Here is a 21,006-nt window from a genome sequence, read left to right on the forward strand (position 1 = left end):
TATATTCATAAAGAAAAAAAAGGATAATAAAAGAGGGATTGGGAGACGTAAGAAAGGGGTAGTGAGATGGACACACAACAAACCATACTCGTCATTGAAGATGAAGACCGCATTCGCAAATTAATCACGATGTATTTGGGTCGGGAAGGGTTTGCGACAGCAGAAGCAGCTAATGGAAAAGATGGTTTAACATTGGCTTTAGAAAATGATTATGCTTTGATCATTCTTGATCTTATGTTACCTGAAATGGATGGCATTGAGATGTGTAAGGCACTCAGAAAAGAAAAGTCTACACCTGTCATTATGTTAACGGCAAAAGGTGAAGAAAATCATCGTATTGAGGGATTTGAAGCAGGGCAGATGATTATGTTGTTAAGCCATTTAGCCCAAGAGAAGTAGTGCTAAGAGTCAAAGCGATGCTTAGACGCTCACCAGATGTTGATGTGGCGATGACAGAGACGACGACAAAAAACATTCTTGAATTTGAACATATGCGAATAGACCATGATGCCCATAAAGTGACGGTAAAAGGACAAGAGTTAACGCTCACGCCTAAAGAATACGAATTATTGTACTTTTTAGCGAGTCATGAGGAACGTGTTTATGACCGAGAACACCTGCTAAAAGAAGTGTGGAAATATGAGTTTTTTGGTGATCTACGTACAGTTGATACCCATGTTAAACGCTTAAGAGAAAAATTAAGCAAGATATCAAAAGAAGCGTCACAAATGATTGTAACGGTTTGGGGTGTCGGGTATAAATTCGAAGTGGATGATCACTAATGATTAAGCGAGGGCTGTCAAGAACAGCTTTGATAGGGCTTACCGCTATGTTGATGGTGTTGATCGCGGTAGCTGTATGGTTTAAACCTATTGTCACGCCACTGGTGACTAAACGCCATCTAAATGAATTAGCAGCATTTGCTCAATCAGAAGTTGCTGTAGACACATCGCTGCTTCTTCCGCATGATGTCACCGTTATCAATCCGTCATCAACGATGTTTGAACAGCTGAATTTTTCAACAGCGACAACGCTAGATTATGCTGATGAGACGTGGCTATACGTTGAATCAGATCGACTGCTGGCGATGAAACAAAGTACGGTCATTACTCAGGAGGTAGGGGTTTTACGTCACACCTTGTTAATGGTTTTGACATTTTTTTACCTTGTCGTGATAATCATTCACTGGTACAATGTTGTACGGATTAAAAAATCACTCCAACCGTTTCGCAAGCAAGCTTTAGCCTATGCTAATTACGACTTCTCTCAGCGAGTCAATAGTCGTGCACCGATAACTGATGAGTTTGCTTTAAGTTTTAACCGGATGGCGAGACAACTTGATCAACATTTAGCTCAATTAGCACAACGCAATCAGATTTTTGATTATGTTCTTAATGCGATGAGTGACGGTGTATTAGCGATAAACGTCGATAAAACCACGCTCGTATCAAATAAACAAGCCGAGCGTATGGTGAGGTTATTTAATGATGACTCGGCCCAACAACATCACGAAATCCCAGCGGAATGGGTTGACATGATTGAGAAAGTGATCGATAAGTCTTCTGTGATGACAAAAGAAGTTCTCGTTCACGGGCGCCATTATTTTTTGCTGTTTTCACCTTTGATGAAAATAGATCAGGTCGTAGGAGTTGTTATTATTTCGCGTGATATAACGGAAGAAGTTCAACTTAATGAGCTTCGTGAGTTATTTGTAGCGAATGTTTCACATGAGTTAAGAACGCCCATTTCTTTATTACAAGGCTATAGTGAAGCGATTGTTGATGGCATTACTGAAACGAAAGAAGACCAACAAGCGTTAGCGCAAGTTATTTTAGATGAGTCAGAACGAATGGGGCGTTTAGTGAATGATTTGTTGGATTTAGCTAAAATTAAATCAGGTCATATTGAGTTGAATAAAGACATGTATCCCGTTAAAGATTTTGTGGATCGCTTAATAGGGAAATTCTCACATAAGGCTGCTAATAAAGCGGTACACATCTTTAGCGAAATCGATCCATCGGTTGAAGCGTTAAACTTTGATTATGATCGAATGGAACAAGTGTTTACAAACTTGATAGACAACGCTTTACGGTATACCGAAAACGGGTCGATTACACTCGGTGTAAACAAGGTGGCAGAAGAGGTGAGTTTTGCCGTGTCAGATACTGGAGTCGGTATGGAAGCTGATAACTTACCGTTTGTATTTGAACGCTTTTATAAAGCCGACCGCTCACGCACACGCAATAAAACAGGGACCGGGCTAGGTCTTGCGATTGCTAAAGAAATTGTAGAAGCACATGGTGGGTCAATCAGTGTCAAAAGTACGATTGGAAAAGGAACAACATTTACGATTACTTTGCCGATTGTTACGGAATAAAAAATTCATAAATGGGTGTATAACAGGGAAATTGGTGAAAGTCCAATACTGTCCTCGCAACTGTAAGTAGTATCGAACGGAACATAACCACTGCGATAAACGCGGGAAGGGTTCTTAGTAGCAAGCTATAAGTCAGTAGACCTACCCTTTATTTAATTATAGACAATGCTTCGAGGATTGAGCGTTTAACCTAGAAGAACTCTAGGCGTTTAATCCTCCAAAAAATGGAGGAATTATAGATGAAAAAATGGTTGTTTAGTTTCTTAGTTGTATTAGTCATGTTGACAGGTTGTGCCAATGATGGAGAAGGGGCTTCTTCAGAAGTGACCGATCCCATTGATGTCGACATCATTATTAGTCTTGACAATGATGCAGAACGTTTAGTAGATGAGACACTCACAGTCAATGATGGTGCGAACTTACTTGAAGTGTTAACGGACGAGTATGACATCGAAAAAACGGCTGATGGTTTTATTCAATCCATCGAGGGTCATGCGCAAACGTCTTCGGCATTTTGGTTGTTTGATGTGAACGGTGCACCAAGTGAAGTCGGTGCAGGTGACGTCGAACTTAGTGACGGTGATGACATTCATTTTGATTTACATGAGTACGAAGGCTAATGAACATGTCGACGTATCGACTAACGCTCATCGCTGTTTTAGCAGCGATGGCGACCGTTGGTCGTTTCTTTTTGCAACATATACCTAATGTCCAACCTGTCACGGCTATTATTATCTTATCGGCTTTCTTTCTTGGTCCTTTTTCAGGTTTTTTACTCGCTTTTTTAACAACATATTTAACTAACCTTGCGCTTGGCATGGGGATTTGGACACTATGGCAGATTCTTGCCTGGTCTCTCATCGGTGTCATCGCAGGCTTACTCGGTAAAATAATTAAACGACGTGTCCTCGTCTATTTAACCGTCCTCGCTTTTTTTAGTGGCTTTTTATTCGGCTTCTTTTTTGCCGTCATTAACTATATTGTCTCAGGTAAGTTTCTCGGTTATTACTTATTGGGGCTACCTTTTGATTTTTACCATGCATTAAGTAATGTGTTATTTATTATCTTACTTTATCGACCATTCTCACAGCTCTTTGCCCGTGAATTTGATCGAGTTAATCAACGAAAAAAATAAACTTACATAGCATATGTAACGTTTTTAATAATATAACGACTAATTTAGGGAAACAGGGGGTCTCACTATATGAAGACCACATTTGATTATTTATATGACACATATCATAACGATGTGTATCAATACATCTTTTATTTAGTGAAGAATCATCAAGTAGCTGAAGACCTCATTCAAGAGACATTTATTAAAGTGTTAAAAGCACATAAACAGTTTCGTGGGGAGAGTAGTGAAAAGACATGGTTATTCTCGATTGCGAGACATACAGTTATGGATCATTTTAGAAAACAACAACGCGAAAAAAATAAATGGTTCGGTTTGTTTAATAAAGGGGATGATTGGCAACAAATTGAAGCGAATGACCCGCTTCCTGAAGAGTTGCTGATTCTCAGTGAAGAGCATAAAAGGCTCTATCAACAATTGGATTTATTGACACTCGATCAAAAAAACGTCATCATTTTACGTTACATTCAATCGATGTCTATTCATGATACGGCGCGTATTTTAGAATGGACAGAAAGTAAGGTGAAGACAACGCAGCACCGTGCCATTAAAAAATTACAACAATTACTGATGAATACTGAAGAGAGGTGAGGGATTTGACGACAAGAGATGACGAACGCAGAATCATAAATCAGTTAAGTGATTTTCCTCACGTACGTTCAAAACAATCGAAACAAGTGTTATATCAAAAAGTGAGTAGTAGTTTGACGCCCGAGCAACAAAGAAAATCAAAGAAGTGGATGGTCACTTTTCCAGCACTTGCGACCGTTTTTGTCTTGGCCCTTGTCTTTTTTGTATTAAAAGATCATTTGCTTCCTTCTCAAACAGAACAAGCTGTTAATGATTTAGCGCTAGAAACGGCACAAGAAGGACGTATAACCGACACAGCCAGTGAAGATGCGCCTGAAAGCCAACTACTTCGAGACGACATGATGTTGTTTAACTCAACGACGTATCAAACAAGTGACTTCTCAAATGTTCTTGGGCACCACGTAATTTTGCCAAGTGATACTGTAAACGAACAATCGAAAATTCCGGTTGTGGCGATGGATGCTTCTGTTATGTATCCTGTGCCATTAACTATTATTGACCAACAAGCTGAACCGCTCACATTTTATAACGAACAATTATCATCGTTTGATTTTAATCAACTCGGTTTAACGGCAGAAACATTTAATTTCGGGACATTCTCGCAAGAGAATCAGGCCATAACTTTATCAATCGATGCCGAAGCATCTGACATTGGAAGTTCTACTCAAGCTACGGTCTTTGAACAAACGTTACGCTACATGTTCCAAGATACTTATGAAACGGTATTCATTGAAAATACCGGTGGACAGCCCATTGAGTTAGGACCCTTTGGAGAAATTAACCGGATTGATTTTAAGGATGTAGAGAAATTGAGTTATAAATATGTGTACACGTCCTCTGGCCATAAATTTATGATACCAATTGAAGCAACATTAAATGGTGAAACATTTATTACCATAGATGAAGCACTCGTTGATATGCAAGAACCTATACCGGAATTCAATATTGAACCTGCCATCTGAAGGGGTGACGTATACCCTTGATTTGTCAAATGATGGAGAAATACGCTTGACTTTTGATGAACATAAGTTATTTGGTGACAATCCTGAAACAATCGATATGATTGAAGCGATTCTTATGACAGCCAAAAGTTTTGATTTTGGTCATGTCTCTATCTCGATTAAAGGTTTAGATAGTCATCAAGTAGGTCCATATTCACTCGGTGAACCTTTACCGCTTCCAGTGGCGATTAATCCAGTGAAAATAATTCAATAGCTGCTGGCGTCTCTTAACAAACTAAATTAAATCATAATAAAAAGCGTACACCACTTCGGTGTACGCTTTTTATTATGACAGATCAAAGGGTGTCTGTTGCACTGTGATAGCTTCTGTGGGACAAGCCTCCCTAGCATCAATTAAATCATCTTCAAATAGCGTTGGAATATTAGCTTGACCTGAATTATTATCTAACGCATTATAAGCAAGTCCTTCATCATCATAATCGTAAATATCAGGTGCCAAAGCTCCACATGAGCCGCACGCGATACATAAACTTTTATCTACTTTCGTGTAATAACACATGTTGTTCCCTCCAAGTTAGCCATCCGTATTCATTCTTATTCTAAAGATTAATGTTAAAAGAGACAACCCTAAGATGGAACTAACGCTCGAATTTTTTTCATATAGCTGATATGATGATAGAAAGGAAGTGACACGATGTTTCGCTATCTCATGATTTATTTACTAAAAACCATTAACAGTAATCGGTCTCCTGCGGCGATTTATCATATCTTAACGGGTAAAAAATCATCTCAAACCATTCAGGATCTTCACTTGTTTCAATTACATACGTATTATCGGTTATTACCAAATTTATCACGCCAAGCTTTTGACTATGATGTTGATCAGATGGTTAATGAAGGTTTGATGGAGTGGCTTAACGCTAAAGATTACCGTCTCACAGACAAAGCGTGGGATTATTTATCGACTTACAAAGATACTTGTGATGAAGCTCATAACTTCGAACGGCCAATTGATCATCAGTCAAAAGAAATCTTTACTAAGCGGTTTTATTTAACGATACAAACGTTTACCCAGCGCGTTATGGATGACACTGGTTTTATTCCCTTGATAGACGATATAACGATTCAAGCATTTGTGAAACAATATTACCATCTGCATAAGCACGCTTTACGTGATTGGCTGGAGCAATGTTACGAACAACTTTACGATGTGTTAAAAACTATCCCGATATTAGGCGCCACATTTATTTGGATCGTTTATCAACGGCTAATCATAATGGCCAGTCGCTGCAGCAACTTGTCGATCGGTACCATGTGACAGAAGCCGATATTTTACTGACACTGGCTTTAATTGAACGCACGTTATTTATTCGTAGTCAACAACACCAGACCCTTCTATCTGATTTATTGCCTGCTGACAATCAACCAAAGATATACGAACGCTTGATGACACGTTCAGCACGGAAAACGCATCAACTCGTAATCAAAGGCTACAAAATTGAGGATTTAATTCAACTACGTCAGCTAAAACGTGGCACTATTGAAGATCACCTCGTAGAAATCTGTATGTTGGATGATCATTTTAAACTCGATGATTACGTCGAAGAAGAGAAGATTGCGATCATTGAATCTTATCTATCAAAACGTCATACACAAAAACTTGCCGAACTTAAACGCACGTTACCTGAAGAAATGACTTATTTAGACTTGCGGTTAGTGTTTGCTCATTATCAAAAGAGGTTACATCAATGAATGCATTAGAAACGTTACAACATTACTTTAATTACCACGCATTTCAAACCGGTCAAAGAGCGGTCATCGATGATTTAAATGAAGGGCATGATGTACTACTAACGCTCCCAACGGGAGCGGGTAAATCAATATGTTATCAAGTACCCGCTTTAATGAATGACGGGTTAACCCTTGTCGTAACTCCGCTTTTATCATTGATGGAAGACCAAGTAAGACATTTAAAAGCGCACGGAATTAAGCGCGTTGCCGCACTTAATAGTTTTAATACAACGACCGAACGTCAACACGTTTTAAAAAATTTGAAGTTGTTAAAGATTCTCTATATTTCGCCAGACTTTTACAGCAAGACTGGATTTTAAAGCGATTAAAACAATTGTCTGTCCGATTTTTTGTTGTCGATGAAGCCCATTGTATTTCACAATGGGGACATGAATTTCGTCCGGATTATATGAAATTAGAAAGTGTGTTGCAATCGTTAAAACACCCGACACTACTACTTGTAACAGCCACACTAACAGCGGATGTTAAACGGGATATCTATCAACACTTTTCTTCCAGACAAATCAAAGAACATCTTCATATGATTGATCGAGATAATATTAGTTTTATTGTGGAAAAATGCTCCTCTAATTATGAAAAAGATCGTTATATTGTTGACTGTTTATCCACTTACCACGTCCCAACCATTATTTATTTTTCAAGTAAAAAGGAAACGGAACGTGTGAGTCATTATTTAAAAGAACACGTGCCAACCCATCGTATCGCATATTATCATGGTGATTTAGAAAATAATGAACGGATGCTTATCCAACAACAATTTTTATCAGGTGAGCTTGATGTTATTTGTGCGACAAGCGCTTTTGGTATGGGGGTCAATAAAAAAGATGTCCGATTAGTGATGCATTATCATTTGCCAACGCAAATTGAAAGTTTTGTTCAAGAAGTCGGACGTGCAGGACGCGATCACTTACATAGTGTCAGTATTTCGCTAGTGACGGAACACGACCGATTAATTACCGAACGATTAATTGAAGGCGAAATGATAGAAGAGAATGTCCTGTTACAACTCTTCCGCCTGTTAGACCAACAAACGCATCTGGATTTGGCCCTTTTTTCAGATACCCACCAATTAAATGAGATTCATCGGCGCTATTTACAAAACTACCTTGAAAACCATGACATTATCACCGATAATAAGACTATCAATCATCACAAACTTACCGATCAGTTTAAAGATACATGGGTAAGAACAGTAACAGAAAGGCAACAATTTAAACGCAAAAAATTATTTGAGTTGTTGCTGGCGCTAAGTGATGATCGTTGTATTCGGCGATCAATTTATCAACCGTTTCAGCATGACATAAACAAAGACCGATTCGGTTGTTGCTCGGTATGTGGATTTCGATTGGCCCAATTTGAGCCGATACAATTACAAACGTCAATAGAAAACTTAACGTGGGAAGATAAGTTAAACAGGCGGATTCGTCCGTATACAGAAGTGTAAGATTGGAAGGGTGAATAAGATGGATGATCAACATGAAGATCAGGCAAAAGAATTAAGACAACGCTTCGAACAAAGTAAAACCGAAATAGATGAAAAACGCTTTTATACTGAAGATGAAGAAGCTCAAGATCGCAGCGTTCAAGAGGGAATTGATGTACTTGGGTTACCACCAAGAAGTCGCCTCCATGAAGAAAAAAAGCAGAAAGTAAGACTAAAAATCAGTTATGCGATGATTCGCTTAATGGTGATTATCTTTATTCTTCTTGTCGTATTGCTGCTGACGTATCCATATTGGAAAGATACATTTTTTAACACCTCTCACGAAGAAGTCGTTGGTGCACAAACGTTCGATCAATCAACTGTAAAAGACGACGCTCGTTTTCGTTTATCAAAAGAAATTGAGCGACAGGTAGAAGGACCGGCAGGAGAATTTGTCACGTATGAAGGGCGTTTATATATGACCTTAAAAGATGAAACGTTGGTTCAGATTGTTGACCGGTTTTATCAAACACCGGTCATACTTGACACAATTAAAGACATCAATCATATAACGTCAACAACTGAGGTGTTACCAGAAGGCACCCGTCTCTTTTTACCCCATGTAAAAAAATAAGCATCTAAGGAGGCGTCTTTAAGGCGTCTTCTTTCATGTCTAAATACCTAGTTTATTCAAGCTGTTAAGAAATGATCATAACTTTTTATCGTAACTTATGATATAATATTAACGGTTCAACGGAAGGAGTTGTTTTATTTGGAAGACGTATTAGTTATACATACAGGCGGAACAATCGCCATGATGGATGATGTTACATTAGGGACTATTGTCACAAAAGAGCATCCGTTAAAACAATATCGCAATGACTTAAATCAGTTGGCGACGATTGAGGAAGATTATTTATTTGATTTACCTTCTCCTCATATAACGCCAAAAGAGATGTTGCAGTTAGGTCAACATATTGAATCGCGTTTAAAAGAACGGGCGTTTTCAGGTATTGTTGTGACACATGGTACCGATACTTTGGAAGAAACAGCTTACTTTCTTGATTTATATTTACAAACATCCACACCTGTTGTTATTACAGGCGCGATGCGTTCAAGTAATGAAGTCGGAGCGGATGGATTATATAATTTAATTGGAGCAGTAAGGGTTGCGAGTGCTAAAGAGTCAATCAATAAAGGTGTACTTGTCGTCATGAATGATGAGATCCATAGCAGTGCATATTGCATTAAAACATCATCAAGTTCAGTTGCGACGTTTCAAAGTCCGCAATTTGGTCCGATTGGGATTATTACAAAACAAGAAGTTTACTTTTATCATAAATGGATGGAAAGAGAAAAAATTGCTTTTCAGACTGTAAATACTTATGTGCCATTGATTAAAGCGTTCGCAGGCATGGATGAAAGATTTATTGCGTCTTTGACAGCTCAAGAAATGGATGGCCTAGTGATTGAGGGATTTGGTCAAGGGAATTTACCGCCACAAACCGTTCGAACATTAGAGACGTTAATTGAGCAACAGATACCTGTTGTTATTGTGTCTAGAAGCTTTAAAGGCGTCGTTCAACCGACGTACGGTTATCCAGGAGGCGGCCGTGATTTAAAAGATAAAGGCTTTATCTTTGCTAAGCGTTTATCGGGGCCAAAAGCTAGAATAAAATTAATGGCCTTGCTAGAAGCGGGGTATAAATATCAACGTATCGAGGAAATTTTAGAACGTTAATGTATATTGGGGTGAAATGGATGGTGAAGATTGGAACCAATTTAACGCTTGAATTGAATGGTTTAGATGATGAAGTTAAACGCTTTAAATGTCGAGTTGTTGAACAGAAACAACACAAGCTCTACATTGATTATCCAATCAATGTAGAAACAAATCGAACGGATATTTTTCCAGTTGGCACAACTTTTCAAGTCTTTTATGTTGATGACCAGCAAATGGCGTATCGCTTTGAGGGAGAAATTACTGGACGTGTAAAACGAAACGTGCCTATGTTAGAATTAGTATATGATCCGAAAAAGATGAAAAAAATTCAACGGCGTGAATACGTACGGATTAATTCCAGTATGGATGTGGCGTTAAAAGAAACACAGACGAATAAAAAAATAGTGACACTCACCGCTGATATTAGTGGAGGGGGCATGGCTGTCCATGTGCCTCAAGCTTTGTCTTATCAACCAGGTACGACATTTGATGGCTTACTTGTCTTTAAAGTGAACCATGGTGGTTATCAATATGTTTTCGTTCAAATGGCATTGATTCGTATGAAAGAAGAAGCCGAACGTCACAATGTGATGTCGTTAAAATTTGTGTCAATTGATGAGAAAGATAGAGAAAAAATTATTCAGTTTTGTTTTGAGGAACAACTACGTCAACGACGTGGGGATTAAGAAAAAGGGGTTTTACACATGGAGAAAATTAATATTGCTATTGATGGACCAGCTGCAGCTGGAAAAAGTACGGTCGCTAAAAAGGTGGCAGAAGCGTTACATTACACTTATATTGACACCGGGGCAATGTACCGCGCAGCAACATACCTAGCCCTTAAAAATCATGCGAATTTAGATGATGAGCGAGAAATATTAGCTTTGCTTAAACAAGCGCCAATTTCATTGTCGTATACAGATGATGCTCAACACATTTTCTTAGGTGAGGTGGATGTAACTGATGCTATTCGGACAGATGACGTCTCAAACAACGTCTCACTCGTAGCGACTCATAAAGGTGTCCGAAGAGAAATGGTAAAAATTCAGCGTGAGCTGATTAAACAAGCAGGAGTGGTAATGGACGGCCGTGATATCGGGACACACGTTATTCCAGACGCTGCAGTGAAAATCTTTATGATTGCTTCAGTAGATGAGCGGGCGGAACGTCGATACAAAGAGAATTTGGCTAAAGGTTATGAAGCAGACTTAGAAGCGATTAAAGCGGATATTAGACAACGTGATAAAATCGATCAAGAGCGCGAAGTATCACCACTCGTAAAGGCATCGGATGCGATTGAACTTGATACGACTTCACAGTCGATTGATGAAGTGAAGAATGAGATTTTAGCCATCGTCAAAGAGAAGGTGAACTAAATGTCCTTTTATTATTTTGTGAAAAGTCTTGTATGGTACGCGTTAAAACCTTTATATCGAATGGAAGTCAAAGGTGAGGAGAACATTCCAATGACAGGACCTGTCATTGTCTGTGCCAACCACATTTCAAACCTAGACCCACCGCTTGTTGGCGGTTCAATCAAGCGGGACATGTACTTTATCGCTAAAGAAGAGTTATTTGAGAAAAAGTGGCTGAGCAAACTATTGTCCAGTATACATGTCTTTCCTATTAAACGTGGCATGAGTGATCGCGGGGCATTAAGAAAAGCGTTAGGTCTGTTGAAGAACGATCAAGGTTTAGTCATTTTCCCAGAAGGTACAAGAAGTAAAACCGGTCAATTAGGGAAAGGACTCAGTGGTGTCGGATTTTTTGCCTTAAGATCACAAGCAACGGTCGTCCCTTGTGCGATCATCGGTCCTTATCAAGTAGGGAAAAAAGTAAAAATTGTTTACGGGAAACCGATTGACATGGCCACTTTCCGTCAGGAGAAACAAGATGTGAAAGCTGTGACAGAGCACATTATGCAAACGATTAAACAATTAATTGAGAATAATCAGTAAAATTAGGAGATATCACTTGACAAATCGGCTGAAATGTTAGAACTTAGTACAAGGATAGTTATATTTTTGTTGGAAATGAAGGAGGACTTTTTGATGGATGAAATGACAAATGAGTTAGAAAATTTCAAAACATTTGAAGTAGGTGAAATTGTTACGGGTAAAGTTGTAGCAATTGAAGATAAGGAAGTGCTGGTTGCTTTCGGTTCTAAGGATGATGGCCGTGTGCCACTTAAAGAACTATCGAGTCTACCTATCGAATCACCTCGTGAACTCGTAAATATGGATGATGAATTAACATTAAAAATTATTAAAATTGATGATGAAGGTAGCGCTATTTTATCTAAGCGTGCCGTTGATAGTGAAAAAGCTTGGGATGACCTAGAAGCAAAACTTGCATCTGGCGAAGTATTTGAAGCACCAGTTAAAGATGTCGTTAAAGGCGGTTTAGTAGTGGATGTAGGTGTACGTGGTTTTATTCCAGCGTCACTTGTTGAAACGCATTTTGTAGATGATTTTGAGGCTTATAAAGGTCAAACACTGACACTAAAAGTAGAAGAAATCGATCGTGAAAAAAATCGCGTTATTCTCTCACACCGTGCCGTTGTTGAAGCAGAACAACAAGAACAAAAAGATCAAGTATTAGAGGCGATCGAAGAAGGTCAAGTATTAGAAGGTAAAGTAGCCCGCCTGACTGACTTTGGTGCGTTCGTAGACCTTGGTGGTATTGATGGTCTTGTACACATTTCACAACTTGCGCACGAACATGTTGAAAAAGCAAGTGATATCGTCAGTGAAGGTGATACAATCAAAGTAAAAGTCTTGTCAATTGATAAAGACCAAGAACGCATTTCATTGTCACGTAAACAAACGTTACCAGGACCTTGGGAAAAGGTAGCAGAAGAAATTAAAGCAGGTGACGTTGTTGAAGGTACCGTAAAGCGCCTCGTAAACTTCGGTGCCTTTGTAGAAGTATTACCACAAGTCGAAGGTCTTGTGCATATTTCTCAAATTTCACGTGAACATATCGGCACACCTCAAGAAAAGCTTGAAGAAGGTCAAACAGTAACAGTCAAAGTGCTTGAGGTCAATCCAGATGACAAACGTCTTTCACTTAGCATTAAAGAGCTTGAAGATGAACAAGTAGACCAAGAAGTTAAAGCTTATGAAAGAGAAGATGATGATCAAGGGTTTTCATTCAGTGACATGATTGGTGACAAGCTCGATCAGTTTAAAAACGACTAAGCGGATCGTTAACTAGTGAAGAAGGCAGACGAGTTTCTCGTTTGTCTTCTTTTTTGTTTAGTTAAGTGCAAGATGTGGAATGATATAAGGTAAGTAGTAGTAATAAGGGTAGGAGACCTGTAAGATAAGGGAAGGTCTATTCTTATTATGTACGATAAAATCAATGAAAAAGATTGTTTAATTGTTTGATATTTGCTAAACTTAAACAGTTAGTTTTTTATTGACAACAAGCTTTTTAGTGATGATGTCGGAACAGTAGCATCACTGGAAAATGCCGTTATCATGCATCGTTTGAAGATGAGGACCGCTTATCTTCATGTGGACGTTTTGCATGGTGACACTATAAGAAACAGAACAAATCACAAAACTTCAAATATAGAAAGGATGAACCTTTCATGAGAAAATCAACCGTAGCTATTGTCGGTCGACCGAACGTTGGTAAATCGACTATATTTAATCGATTAGTTGGTGAAAGAATTTCAATTGTAGAAGATGTACCAGGTGTGACACGTGACCGAATTTACTCTCAAGCAGAGTGGCTGACAACGTCATTTAATTTAATTGACACAGGAGGGATTGAACTAGGCGACGAGCCCCTCCTTGTCCAGATGCGCGAACAAGCGGATGTCGCGATTCAGGAAGCGGACGTGATTATCTTTATTGTTAATGGACGCGAAGGTATTACAGCGGCCGATGAAGAAGTCGCGAAAATTTTGTACAAGTCTAATAAGCCGGTTGTATTAGCCGTCAATAAAGTAGATAACCCAGAAATGCGAGAAAGTGTTTATGAGTTTTACAGCTTAGGATTTGGAGAGCCCTACCCGATTTCAGGAACGCACGGGTTAGGGTTAGGGGACATGCTGGATGCGGTGATTGGTCATTTCCCTACCCTTGAGACAGAGGAAAAAGATCTCGATACGATTTATTTTAGCCTTATTGGTCGACCTAATGTCGGTAAATCATCACTTGTGAATGCGATTTTAAACGAAGAACGTGTCATCGTCAGTAATATCGCGGGCACGACTCGTGACGCAATCGATACGCCGTTTAAACGCGATGATCAAGATTATGTCATCATTGATACAGCTGGTATGAGAAAACGCGGGAAGATCTATGAATCAACCGAGCGCTACAGCATTTTACGTGCTTTAAAAGCCATCGAACGTTCAGACGTTGTCTTGACACTTATTGATGCTGAAGAAGGCATCATTGAACAAGATAAAAAAATTGCGGGTTATGCTCATCAAGCTGGTAAGGCGATTGTCATTGTCGTGAATAAATGGGATACCGTTGAGTCAGATGAAAAAGCAATGAAAGCATTTGAGGAAAAAGTTCGTGTTCACTTCCCATTCTTAGATTATGCACCTATCGTCTTTTTATCAGCACTAACGAAGAAAAGAACACACAAATTAATTCCTGAAGTGAAAAAAGTCAGTGAAAATCATGCGATTCGCGTTGAAACGAACGTCTTGAATGATGTGATTATGGATGCCGTTGCGATGAATCCAACGCCAACAATGAATGGTAAACGATTAAAAATACTTTATGCGACACAAGTAGCGGTGAAACCACCTGCTTTCGTTGTTTTTGTCAACGATCCCGAACTGATGCACTTCTCCTATGAACGTTTTTTAGAGAATCGTATTCGTGATGCCTTTGGTTTTGAAGGAACACCTATAAAAATATTTGCCCGCAGACGTAGCTGAGGAGGATAATGATGGAAAAAGTAACGGTTTTAGGTGCTGGTAGTTGGGGTACAGCGCTTGCGCTCGTACTCAACGATAATGGTCATGATGTTTGGTTATGGACGCACTTAGAGGAACATGCTAAAGAAATCAATGAAACCCACCATAACAAAGCTTATTTGAATAACGTAGAAATTCCGGAAACAATCACGGTCACAAGTCATTTGACTGAAGCTGTGAAAGATACGACTGCGCTCGTATTTGTCTTACCGACCAAAGCAATTCGTCCGGTTTGTCAACAAGTGAAACAAGTGTTAGACCATCACGTCACCATTATTCATGGAACAAAAGGGATTGAACCAGAGACGTTTAAACGCGTCTCAGAGATGATGGAAGAAGAATTGACTAAAGCATACTTCGATGAGGTTGTTGTCCTCTCAGGGCCATCTCATGCAGAGGAAGTAAGCATTAAACAACCGACCACGGTGAGTGCTTCTTCATTATCAGAAAAAAGCGCGACGCATGCGCAACACTTATTTATGAACGATCGTTTTCGTGTGTATACGAATAAAGATGTTGTCGGCGTTGAACTTGGAGGCTCACTTAAAAACATCATTGCCTTAGGGGCTGGTATTTCAGATGGTTTAGGATATGGTGATAACGCTAAGGCTGCCTTAGTCACGCGAGGACTTGCAGAAATTGCACGTCTTGGAACAGCGATGGGAGCCGATCCTCTGACCTTTATCGGTCTAACCGGTATTGGTGACTTAATTGTGACTTCAACAAGTCAACATAGCCGTAACTGGCGAGCAGGGAACCTTTTAGCCAAAGGTGGTTCACTCGATGACATTTTACAAGAGATGGGGATGGTCGTTGAAGGTGTAAGAACCGCTAAAGCGGCCTATCAGTTAGCGAAAGAAAAGGGTATTGATATGCCAATTACCTCTGGTATCTATCAGATTTTATTTGAGAATGTCGATCCTCAAGCAATGGTTGATCAATTAATGACGCGTCAAAGACGTCCAGAAACAGATGAAATTCATGAGATGTTAAAAGCGCATTATTTAAAACAAGAACAATAATCTTATGACTAAATAAATACGTTTAATTTTTTACACATATACACCTTCTCTTGCATATAGTAAGTATTATGCAAGGGAGGTGTATTTTTTGGATCAAAAACAAATTGAACAGTTTATGGGCTACATTGAACGTCATACGTCTTTATCTGCGGATGATATTTTAAAGGTCGTACAGTCAGTTGATCATGCTGATTTCAGCGATGAGACGACGGTGCACGGACTGGTAGAGACTTTAGAACGTCTCACGCATAAAGAATTATCACCTCAGAAGAAACAAGAGGTCATCCGCATTATAACTTCTAATCAGCAACAATCGGGATTGTTGTCACTATTAAAGTTCTTCCACTAACAAATTCATGATTCGATGCATAAACCTCCCCCTACTCATCATACGCTTTAATATGAGCAGCTTGTCTTGAGATAGGGGAGGATTTAAATGGATAATGAGGCAGTCTTAAAAGATATTTCACTGAGAACAGATGGCGATATTTATTTAGGTGTTGTGGGTGCAGTCAGAACGGGTAAATCAACGTTTATTAAGCGATTTATGGAACGGGTGGTTTTACCACACATTAGCGATTTCTCAGAACGCGAACGAACAAAAGACGAACTACCACAAAGTGCTAAAGGTCGAACAATTATGACAACTGAACCAAAATTTGTCCCGAATCAAGCGGTGCAATTATCGGTCGATGAGGGGTTTGATGTCAGAATTCGCTTAGTGGATTGTGTCGGTTATATTATTGATGAAGCCCAAGGTTTTGAGGATGAACATGGCCCGCGGATGATTCACACCCCGTGGTTTGATGAAGCCATACCTTTTAAAGATGCGGCTGAAATTGGTACAAGAAAGGTAATTCAAGACCATTCAACGATCGGTGTCGTTTTATCAACGGATGGTAGTTTTGGTGAAATTCCAAGAAGCCACTATGTTGAAGCAGAAGAAAAAGTGGTCAGTGAGTTAAAAGAAGTCGGTAAACCGTTCATTATGGTGTTAAATACAACCAAACCAACGAGCGAAGATACCTTATACTTACGTGATACGTTAAAAGAAAATTATGATATTCCGGTTATTCCTTTAAATGTTGAGGAAAGCACAGAAGAAGAATTATACGCGATTTTACGCGAAGCGTTATTTGAATTCCCAGTATTGGAACTAAATGTGCAATTACCAGAATGGGTGTTGACCTTACATGATACGCACTGGTTACGGCAACATTTTAACCAAGCGATTAGTGAGACATTAAAAGAAATCAAACGATTACGAGATGTTGAAGAAATGATTCAAGCCTTTCGGACGTATGATTATATTAGTGAAGCCCATATAAATACAATGGAAATGGGGCAGGGCATTGCTCGATTGATTTAGATACGACCGATGACATTTATGACCGCGTCTTAACGGAAATGATTGGCGAAGAAATTGAATCCAAAGCTCAATTTATAAAATTAATGCACCGTTTAACCTTAGCAGAAAAAGAGTATCGCGAAGTAGAAGGGGCACTACAGATGGTCAAGCAAACCGGTTATGGTGTCAGTAGTCCACAATTAGAAGATATGACGTTAGACGAACCGGAAATTATTAAACAAGGTCAGCGCTACGGTGTGAAACTTCATGCGAAAGCTCCATCGATTCATATGATTAAAGTTGATGTAACCTCGGAATTTGCGCCGATTATTGGGACGGAAAGTCAAGGTGAAGAATTGATTCGCTATTTGATGCGAGACTATGAATCCGATCCATTATCGATATGGGACCGTGAAGTTTTTGGTCGCTCACTTAGTGCGATTGTAAGAGACGGCATTCAAGCGAAACTCGCGTTAATGCCAGAGAATGCAAGAGAAAAACTCCAACTGTCACTGACAAAGATCGTCAATGAAGGGCATGGCGGTTTGATTGCGATTGTTTTATAATTGAAGCGTACGGCTTTGCCGTACGTTTTTTAAAATGCATGTTTAAAACGAAAACAGTAGGGAAAACTGAGGATGAGCTTCTGTCATTGAGTCGTAACAAGTGCCATTATTGCTAGTAAAAAGGCTGAAATTAAGTGTTTTAAGGTAAAAAATGGGTGATAATTAACGAGAATGGGTTATTTTTCATTCTTTCTTTCGATTTTTGTTGAATTTATGGTAAAAGTCGTATATTATAAGGCTTGTCACCGATTTATTTGTGACAGAAGTATAGAATTGCAGAAACTTGTGAACGAATGGATTAAACACCATTTAAATTCTCATGCTTCATGAATTTAAATGCGGGAGGAGGTGAATATCATGAACAAGACAGATCTAATTAATGCTGTAGCTGAAAAAAGCGAACTTTCTAAAAAAGACGCAACTAAAGCTGTTGATGCAGTTTTTGAATCAATCATGGATTCACTTAAAGATGGTGAAAAAGTACAATTAATTGGTTTTGGTAACTTTGAAGTGCGTGATCGTGCAGCTCGTAAAGGCCGCAACCCACAAACTGGTGCTGAGATTGAAATCCCAGCAAGCAAAGTACCTGCTTTTAAACCAGGTAAAGCCCTTAAAGATATCGTAAAATAATGTTACATAGGGCTACTTAGAGGATGCAGCTTTCTGCATCCTCTTTTTACATCTAAAATGAAAGGGTGACCAACATGCAACCAGATTACATGATCATTAAAGCATTAGAAAATGGTGTTCAAGTCATCGGTTTGACCCGAGGGCAATCAACGAAATTTCATCACTCAGAGAAGTTAGATGAAGGAGAAGTACTTGTTGTACAATTTACCGAACATACATCAGCAATTAAGGTCAAAGGACATGCCGAAATTAAGTCGGGTTATGGAGATATTACAAGTGGACGAACAGTTCAAACGTGATCTCCATCGATTAGTGGCACATAAAATGAATGGGATGTTGTCGACAGATGAAACAGGTCTGATTGATACGTGTCTTTTGTCTATAGAAGGAGCGACCGTAGACCAAGAAGTTGTGATACATTGCCTGATACCAACACTCTATCTCATGCGTAGTCTTACCTGTCATCAGGTAACAGATGGCGTGTTAAGGGAAAATGTCCTTCAAGGAGATTATTATAGTAGTCTCTTTTACCGCTATATGGTTCAGCACCATTCACTCAGGACGTTAAAACGGGTATTAAAGGTGCTTCAATCGACTTACCTAGCCAATGTGTCTAATCAACAGAATAGACCGGCACCGCTTCAATATTTTCACTTATTATGGCAAGGTGATGACACACCAGAAGGACACCGATCACATCATCCAGTTTCGTTGTCAGACGTTAAAACGCTCGATACATATAAGCAGCAAGTCAAAATAGAAATGGTGTCTCTTTTTACAATGTTTGATTCCACACACAATGATGCGCTCAGTGCTTTAATGACTTCAGGTGGGAAACAAACCCGTCTTACCTTGTTTTATCACGCTTTAACTAAAGATTCGTCACGACAGCGGGATTTATTATCTATCGGGATCGCGATTGAAGGCATACATCTGGCCAGTTTAATTCATGATGACATTATTGACCAAGCAGATATGAGACGTCATCAACAAACGTTACATGAAAAGTTCACTCCTTATACGGCTTTACATATGGGAAATGCCATTTTCACTCAAAGTTTGCTTGCACTTGCCGATATAGAGGATAGAGAAGTTCACCGCGTGTTTAGTCGACTGTTTTATCAAATGGTCCACGGAGAAATACAACAACAATCTAACCGCTACAACTGCCACGTATCAACGTATCGCTACTTGAAAGTCATCCGAGATAAAACCGCGCTCTTTGTTGAAAGCATTTTGTACTTGGCAGGTTATTTATCAGGCTATACAAATGACACATTAAGGCATTTTCGTCGAAGTGGTTATTATATCGGAATGGCTTATCAACTAAAAGATGATATATTCGACTATACATCAACAGCAGCCACACTTGGTAAACCAGTCGCGAGTGATCAGAAAAATGGTTATTATACATTGGCTAGTGCTGTAAATGGGCCAAGACAAACAACACAGTTGGCCCACCGGTTTATTGAACGCGCACTGATTGAACTGCGGCAGTTACCGACCGACATAGATCAACGTGAACTGATCTATTATACAACCATCCTTTATAAACGCACGCGGTAATGAGAGAAAAGAGGAAGAGATATGTCAGACTATAAAGCATTTGTTGAAGCAATTTATAAACAGACAGGGATCGATTTAAAGCTTTATAAAGAAGTACAAATGAAACGACGGTTAACGTCTTTACGAGACAAAAGAGGTTTTACAACGTTTATGGACTATCATGCGGTATTAAAGAAAGATGACGCTCTGTTGCATGAATTTCTCGATAAAATGACGATCAATGTATCGGAATTTTTCCGTAATAAAGCACGGTGGGATGTGTTAGATAAAAAAATATTACCCACCTGATAAAACCGAATCACACACTTAAAATCTGGAGTGCGGCTTGTTCATCGGGAGATGAACCGTATACGCTGGCGATGTTGCTTAGCCAACACATGGATTTAAAACATGTTGACATTCTTGCGACGGATTTAGATGAAAAAATTTTAGCGCGGGCAAGAGAAGGTATTTATACCGAACGCGCCCTAAAAGAAGTGCCAGAATCGTTAAAAAAACGTTATTTTAGCTTTGATCAAAATGTTTACCGGATTGATCCTGCACTGAAAAAGGCGATCACGTTCAAAAAACATAACTTACTAGAAGACCCGTATCCGAAAAATTATGATTTAATCGTCTGTCGCAATGTGATGATTTATTTCACCGAAGAAGCGAAACATGCCATCTATCATAAATTCTCTGATGCATTAAAAGATCAAGGTGTTTTCTTTGTCGGTAGTACGGAACAGATTTTTAGTCCAGAACGCTATCAATTCAAAGTGATTGATACTTTTTCTATCAAAAAGTCAATAGTATGCCGAAGTAATCGATGGAGTAGTGTGCTACTCCATTTTTGTTACATCTGTTTAAAAGTGCGAAAAAAAAGAATAATCTATCAATTTATCACACACAACAGTCTAAAGGTAT

24 protein-coding genes, 3 pseudogenes and 1 riboswitch are annotated in these 21,006 nt (G+C 39.1%); of the genes and pseudogenes, 26 read left to right on the forward strand and 1 reads right to left on the reverse strand.

Translation table 11 applies throughout. From position 1 onward, the window contains the following. Nucleotides 1–66 precede the first annotated feature (66 nt). The 7 genes and pseudogenes from JCM19043_RS01235 to JCM19043_RS01265 all read left to right on the forward strand — a co-directional run bounded on the left by JCM19043_RS01235 (nt 67) and on the right by JCM19043_RS01265 (nt 5,318). A pseudogene (locus tag JCM19043_RS01235) lies at nt 67–782 on the forward strand (response regulator transcription factor). Continuing rightward, a complete protein-coding gene (locus JCM19043_RS01240; protein ID WP_062319267.1) occupies nt 782–2,377 on the forward strand; it encodes a cell wall metabolism sensor histidine kinase WalK in 1,596 nt (531 codons plus the stop codon). The pseudogene JCM19043_RS01235 and the gene JCM19043_RS01240 overlap by 1 nt, the downstream one beginning before the upstream one ends. Further along, nucleotides 2,374–2,541: riboswitch (cobalamin riboswitch) on the forward strand. (Overlaps the previous gene by 4 nt.) A gap of 75 nt (nt 2,542–2,616) precedes the next feature. Continuing rightward, nucleotides 2,617–2,997 (forward strand): DUF4430 domain-containing protein, encoded by a 381-nt coding sequence (locus JCM19043_RS01245; protein WP_062319269.1) that lies wholly within the window; start codon nt 2,617–2,619, stop codon nt 2,995–2,997. Then, nucleotides 2,997–3,512, forward strand: a complete 516-nt coding sequence (locus JCM19043_RS01250) for an ECF transporter S component (protein ID WP_089852851.1) — start codon at nt 2,997–2,999, stop codon at nt 3,510–3,512. Before JCM19043_RS01245 ends, JCM19043_RS01250 begins: the two co-directional genes overlap by 1 nt. Nucleotides 3,513–3,581: 69 nt before the next feature. After that, the gene (locus tag JCM19043_RS01255; RefSeq protein WP_062319271.1) at nt 3,582–4,103 is read left to right on the forward strand and encodes a sigma-70 family RNA polymerase sigma factor; all 522 of its coding nucleotides are present in this window, start codon (nt 3,582–3,584) and stop codon (nt 4,101–4,103) included. A 5-nt stretch (nt 4,104–4,108) separates the two neighbouring features. Continuing rightward, nucleotides 4,109–5,065, forward strand: coding sequence for a hypothetical protein (locus JCM19043_RS01260; protein WP_062319273.1), 957 nt, complete (start codon nt 4,109–4,111; stop codon nt 5,063–5,065). After that, nucleotides 5,049–5,318, forward strand: coding sequence for a hypothetical protein (locus JCM19043_RS01265; protein WP_156321307.1), 270 nt, complete (start codon nt 5,049–5,051; stop codon nt 5,316–5,318). Before JCM19043_RS01260 ends, JCM19043_RS01265 begins: the two co-directional genes overlap by 17 nt. A 72-nt stretch (nt 5,319–5,390) precedes the next feature. Here JCM19043_RS01265 and JCM19043_RS01270 read toward each other — a convergent pair whose 3' ends face one another. Beyond that, nucleotides 5,391–5,624: a ferredoxin gene (locus JCM19043_RS01270; RefSeq protein WP_062319277.1), complete on the reverse strand. Its 234-nt coding sequence runs from the start codon at nt 5,622–5,624 to the stop codon at nt 5,391–5,393. A gap of 135 nt (nt 5,625–5,759) precedes the next feature. Between JCM19043_RS01270 and JCM19043_RS16690 the strand changes: the two genes are divergently transcribed. From JCM19043_RS16690 to JCM19043_RS01360, 19 genes and pseudogenes are all read left to right on the forward strand, one after another. After that, on the forward strand, nt 5,760–6,383 hold the full coding sequence (locus JCM19043_RS16690; protein ID WP_062319279.1) for a hypothetical protein: 624 nt from the start codon (nt 5,760–5,762) through the stop codon (nt 6,381–6,383). After that, complete coding sequence (locus JCM19043_RS01280) at nt 6,314–6,817, forward strand: helix-turn-helix domain-containing protein (protein ID WP_231631338.1); 504 nt, start codon at nt 6,314–6,316, stop codon at nt 6,815–6,817. Before JCM19043_RS16690 ends, JCM19043_RS01280 begins: the two co-directional genes overlap by 70 nt. Further along, nucleotides 6,814–7,176, forward strand: coding sequence for a DEAD/DEAH box helicase (locus JCM19043_RS01285; protein WP_062319283.1), 363 nt, complete (start codon nt 6,814–6,816; stop codon nt 7,174–7,176). Before JCM19043_RS01280 ends, JCM19043_RS01285 begins: the two co-directional genes overlap by 4 nt. 14 nt (nt 7,177–7,190) lie before the next feature. After that, nucleotides 7,191–8,321: an ATP-dependent DNA helicase RecQ gene (locus tag JCM19043_RS01290; protein WP_197274719.1), complete on the forward strand. Its 1,131-nt coding sequence runs from the start codon at nt 7,191–7,193 to the stop codon at nt 8,319–8,321. 19 nt (nt 8,322–8,340) lie between these two features. Next, the gene (locus tag JCM19043_RS01295; protein ID WP_062319288.1) at nt 8,341–8,934 is read left to right on the forward strand and encodes a hypothetical protein; all 594 of its coding nucleotides are present in this window, start codon (nt 8,341–8,343) and stop codon (nt 8,932–8,934) included. Nucleotides 8,935–9,072: 138 nt separating this feature from the next. Continuing rightward, complete coding sequence (locus tag JCM19043_RS01300; RefSeq protein ID WP_062319290.1) at nt 9,073–10,041, forward strand: asparaginase; 969 nt, start codon at nt 9,073–9,075, stop codon at nt 10,039–10,041. 20 nt (nt 10,042–10,061) lie between these two features. Further along, entirely contained in the window at nt 10,062–10,709 is a 648-nt protein-coding gene (locus JCM19043_RS01305) for a flagellar brake protein (protein ID WP_062319439.1), read from the forward strand. 18 nt (nt 10,710–10,727) lie between these two features. Next, on the forward strand, nt 10,728–11,399 hold the full coding sequence (gene cmk, locus JCM19043_RS01310) for a (d)CMP kinase (RefSeq protein ID WP_062319292.1): 672 nt from the start codon (nt 10,728–10,730) through the stop codon (nt 11,397–11,399). After that, the gene (locus JCM19043_RS01315; protein ID WP_062319294.1) at nt 11,400–11,981 is read left to right on the forward strand and encodes a 1-acyl-sn-glycerol-3-phosphate acyltransferase; all 582 of its coding nucleotides are present in this window, start codon (nt 11,400–11,402) and stop codon (nt 11,979–11,981) included. It begins immediately after the preceding gene. A gap of 93 nt (nt 11,982–12,074) precedes the next feature. After that, nucleotides 12,075–13,223 carry a 30S ribosomal protein S1 gene (gene rpsA / locus JCM19043_RS01320; RefSeq protein WP_062319297.1) on the forward strand — a complete coding sequence of 383 codons (1,149 nt, stop codon included), beginning with the start codon at nt 12,075–12,077 and terminating at the stop codon, nt 13,221–13,223. Nucleotides 13,224–13,618: 395 nt separating this feature from the next. Further along, nucleotides 13,619–14,929, forward strand: coding sequence for a ribosome biogenesis GTPase Der (gene der, locus JCM19043_RS01325; protein ID WP_062319299.1), 1,311 nt, complete (start codon nt 13,619–13,621; stop codon nt 14,927–14,929). An 11-nt stretch (nt 14,930–14,940) separates the two neighbouring features. Beyond that, nucleotides 14,941–15,990, forward strand: a complete 1,050-nt coding sequence (locus tag JCM19043_RS01330) for an NAD(P)H-dependent glycerol-3-phosphate dehydrogenase (RefSeq protein WP_062319301.1) — start codon at nt 14,941–14,943, stop codon at nt 15,988–15,990. 88 nt (nt 15,991–16,078) lie between these two features. Continuing rightward, complete coding sequence (locus tag JCM19043_RS01335) at nt 16,079–16,339, forward strand: stage VI sporulation protein F (protein ID WP_062319303.1); 261 nt, start codon at nt 16,079–16,081, stop codon at nt 16,337–16,339. A gap of 87 nt (nt 16,340–16,426) precedes the next feature. After that, a pseudogene (gene spoIVA / locus JCM19043_RS01340) lies at nt 16,427–17,613 on the forward strand (stage IV sporulation protein A); the annotation flags it as partial. Between the two features lie 96 nt (nt 17,614–17,709). After that, entirely contained in the window at nt 17,710–17,904 is a 195-nt protein-coding gene (locus JCM19043_RS18470; RefSeq protein WP_369813714.1) for a sporulation stage IV protein A, read from the forward strand. 357 nt (nt 17,905–18,261) lie between these two features. After that, nucleotides 18,262–18,534: an HU family DNA-binding protein gene (locus JCM19043_RS01345; protein ID WP_062319305.1), complete on the forward strand. Its 273-nt coding sequence runs from the start codon at nt 18,262–18,264 to the stop codon at nt 18,532–18,534. A gap of 74 nt (nt 18,535–18,608) precedes the next feature. Continuing rightward, nucleotides 18,609–18,833 (forward strand): trp RNA-binding attenuation protein MtrB, encoded by a 225-nt coding sequence (gene mtrB, locus JCM19043_RS01350; protein WP_062319307.1) that lies wholly within the window; start codon nt 18,609–18,611, stop codon nt 18,831–18,833. Then, nucleotides 18,811–20,100, forward strand: a complete 1,290-nt coding sequence (locus tag JCM19043_RS01355; protein WP_062319309.1) for a polyprenyl synthetase family protein — start codon at nt 18,811–18,813, stop codon at nt 20,098–20,100. The genes mtrB and JCM19043_RS01355 overlap by 23 nt, the downstream gene beginning before the upstream one ends. A 21-nt stretch (nt 20,101–20,121) precedes the next feature. Then, nucleotides 20,122–20,888, forward strand: a pseudogene (locus JCM19043_RS01360) (protein-glutamate O-methyltransferase CheR); the annotation flags it as partial. Between the last annotated feature and the right edge of the window lie 118 nt (nt 20,889–21,006).

Source organism: Halolactibacillus sp. JCM 19043, from assembly GCF_001310395.1.
Lineage (GTDB): Bacteria > Bacillota > Bacilli > Bacillales > Amphibacillaceae > Halolactibacillus > Halolactibacillus miurensis.

Coding starts and splice junctions, on each gene's coding strand:
- JCM19043_RS01240 (WP_062319267.1), top strand. CDS start 782: ATGATTAAGCGAGGGCTGTCAAGAACAGCTTTGATAGGGCTTACCGCT.
- JCM19043_RS01245 (WP_062319269.1), top strand. CDS start 2,617: ATGAAAAAATGGTTGTTTAGTTTCTTAGTTGTATTAGTCATGTTGACA.
- JCM19043_RS01250 (WP_089852851.1), top strand. CDS start 2,997: ATGAACATGTCGACGTATCGACTAACGCTCATCGCTGTTTTAGCAGCG.
- JCM19043_RS01255 (WP_062319271.1), top strand. CDS start 3,582: ATGAAGACCACATTTGATTATTTATATGACACATATCATAACGATGTG.
- JCM19043_RS01270 (WP_062319277.1), bottom strand. CDS start 5,624: ATGTGTTATTACACGAAAGTAGATAAAAGTTTATGTATCGCGTGCGGC.
- JCM19043_RS16690 (WP_062319279.1), top strand. CDS start 5,760: ATGTTTCGCTATCTCATGATTTATTTACTAAAAACCATTAACAGTAAT.
- JCM19043_RS01285 (WP_062319283.1), top strand. CDS start 6,814: ATGAATGCATTAGAAACGTTACAACATTACTTTAATTACCACGCATTT.
- JCM19043_RS01295 (WP_062319288.1), top strand. CDS start 8,341: ATGGATGATCAACATGAAGATCAGGCAAAAGAATTAAGACAACGCTTC.
- JCM19043_RS01305 (WP_062319439.1), top strand. CDS start 10,062: ATGGTGAAGATTGGAACCAATTTAACGCTTGAATTGAATGGTTTAGAT.
- cmk (WP_062319292.1), top strand. CDS start 10,728: ATGGAGAAAATTAATATTGCTATTGATGGACCAGCTGCAGCTGGAAAA.
- JCM19043_RS01315 (WP_062319294.1), top strand. CDS start 11,400: ATGTCCTTTTATTATTTTGTGAAAAGTCTTGTATGGTACGCGTTAAAA.
- rpsA (WP_062319297.1), top strand. CDS start 12,075: ATGGATGAAATGACAAATGAGTTAGAAAATTTCAAAACATTTGAAGTA.
- der (WP_062319299.1), top strand. CDS start 13,619: ATGAGAAAATCAACCGTAGCTATTGTCGGTCGACCGAACGTTGGTAAA.
- JCM19043_RS01330 (WP_062319301.1), top strand. CDS start 14,941: ATGGAAAAAGTAACGGTTTTAGGTGCTGGTAGTTGGGGTACAGCGCTT.
- JCM19043_RS18470 (WP_369813714.1), top strand. CDS start 17,710: ATGCGAGACTATGAATCCGATCCATTATCGATATGGGACCGTGAAGTT.
- JCM19043_RS01345 (WP_062319305.1), top strand. CDS start 18,262: ATGAACAAGACAGATCTAATTAATGCTGTAGCTGAAAAAAGCGAACTT.
- mtrB (WP_062319307.1), top strand. CDS start 18,609: ATGCAACCAGATTACATGATCATTAAAGCATTAGAAAATGGTGTTCAA.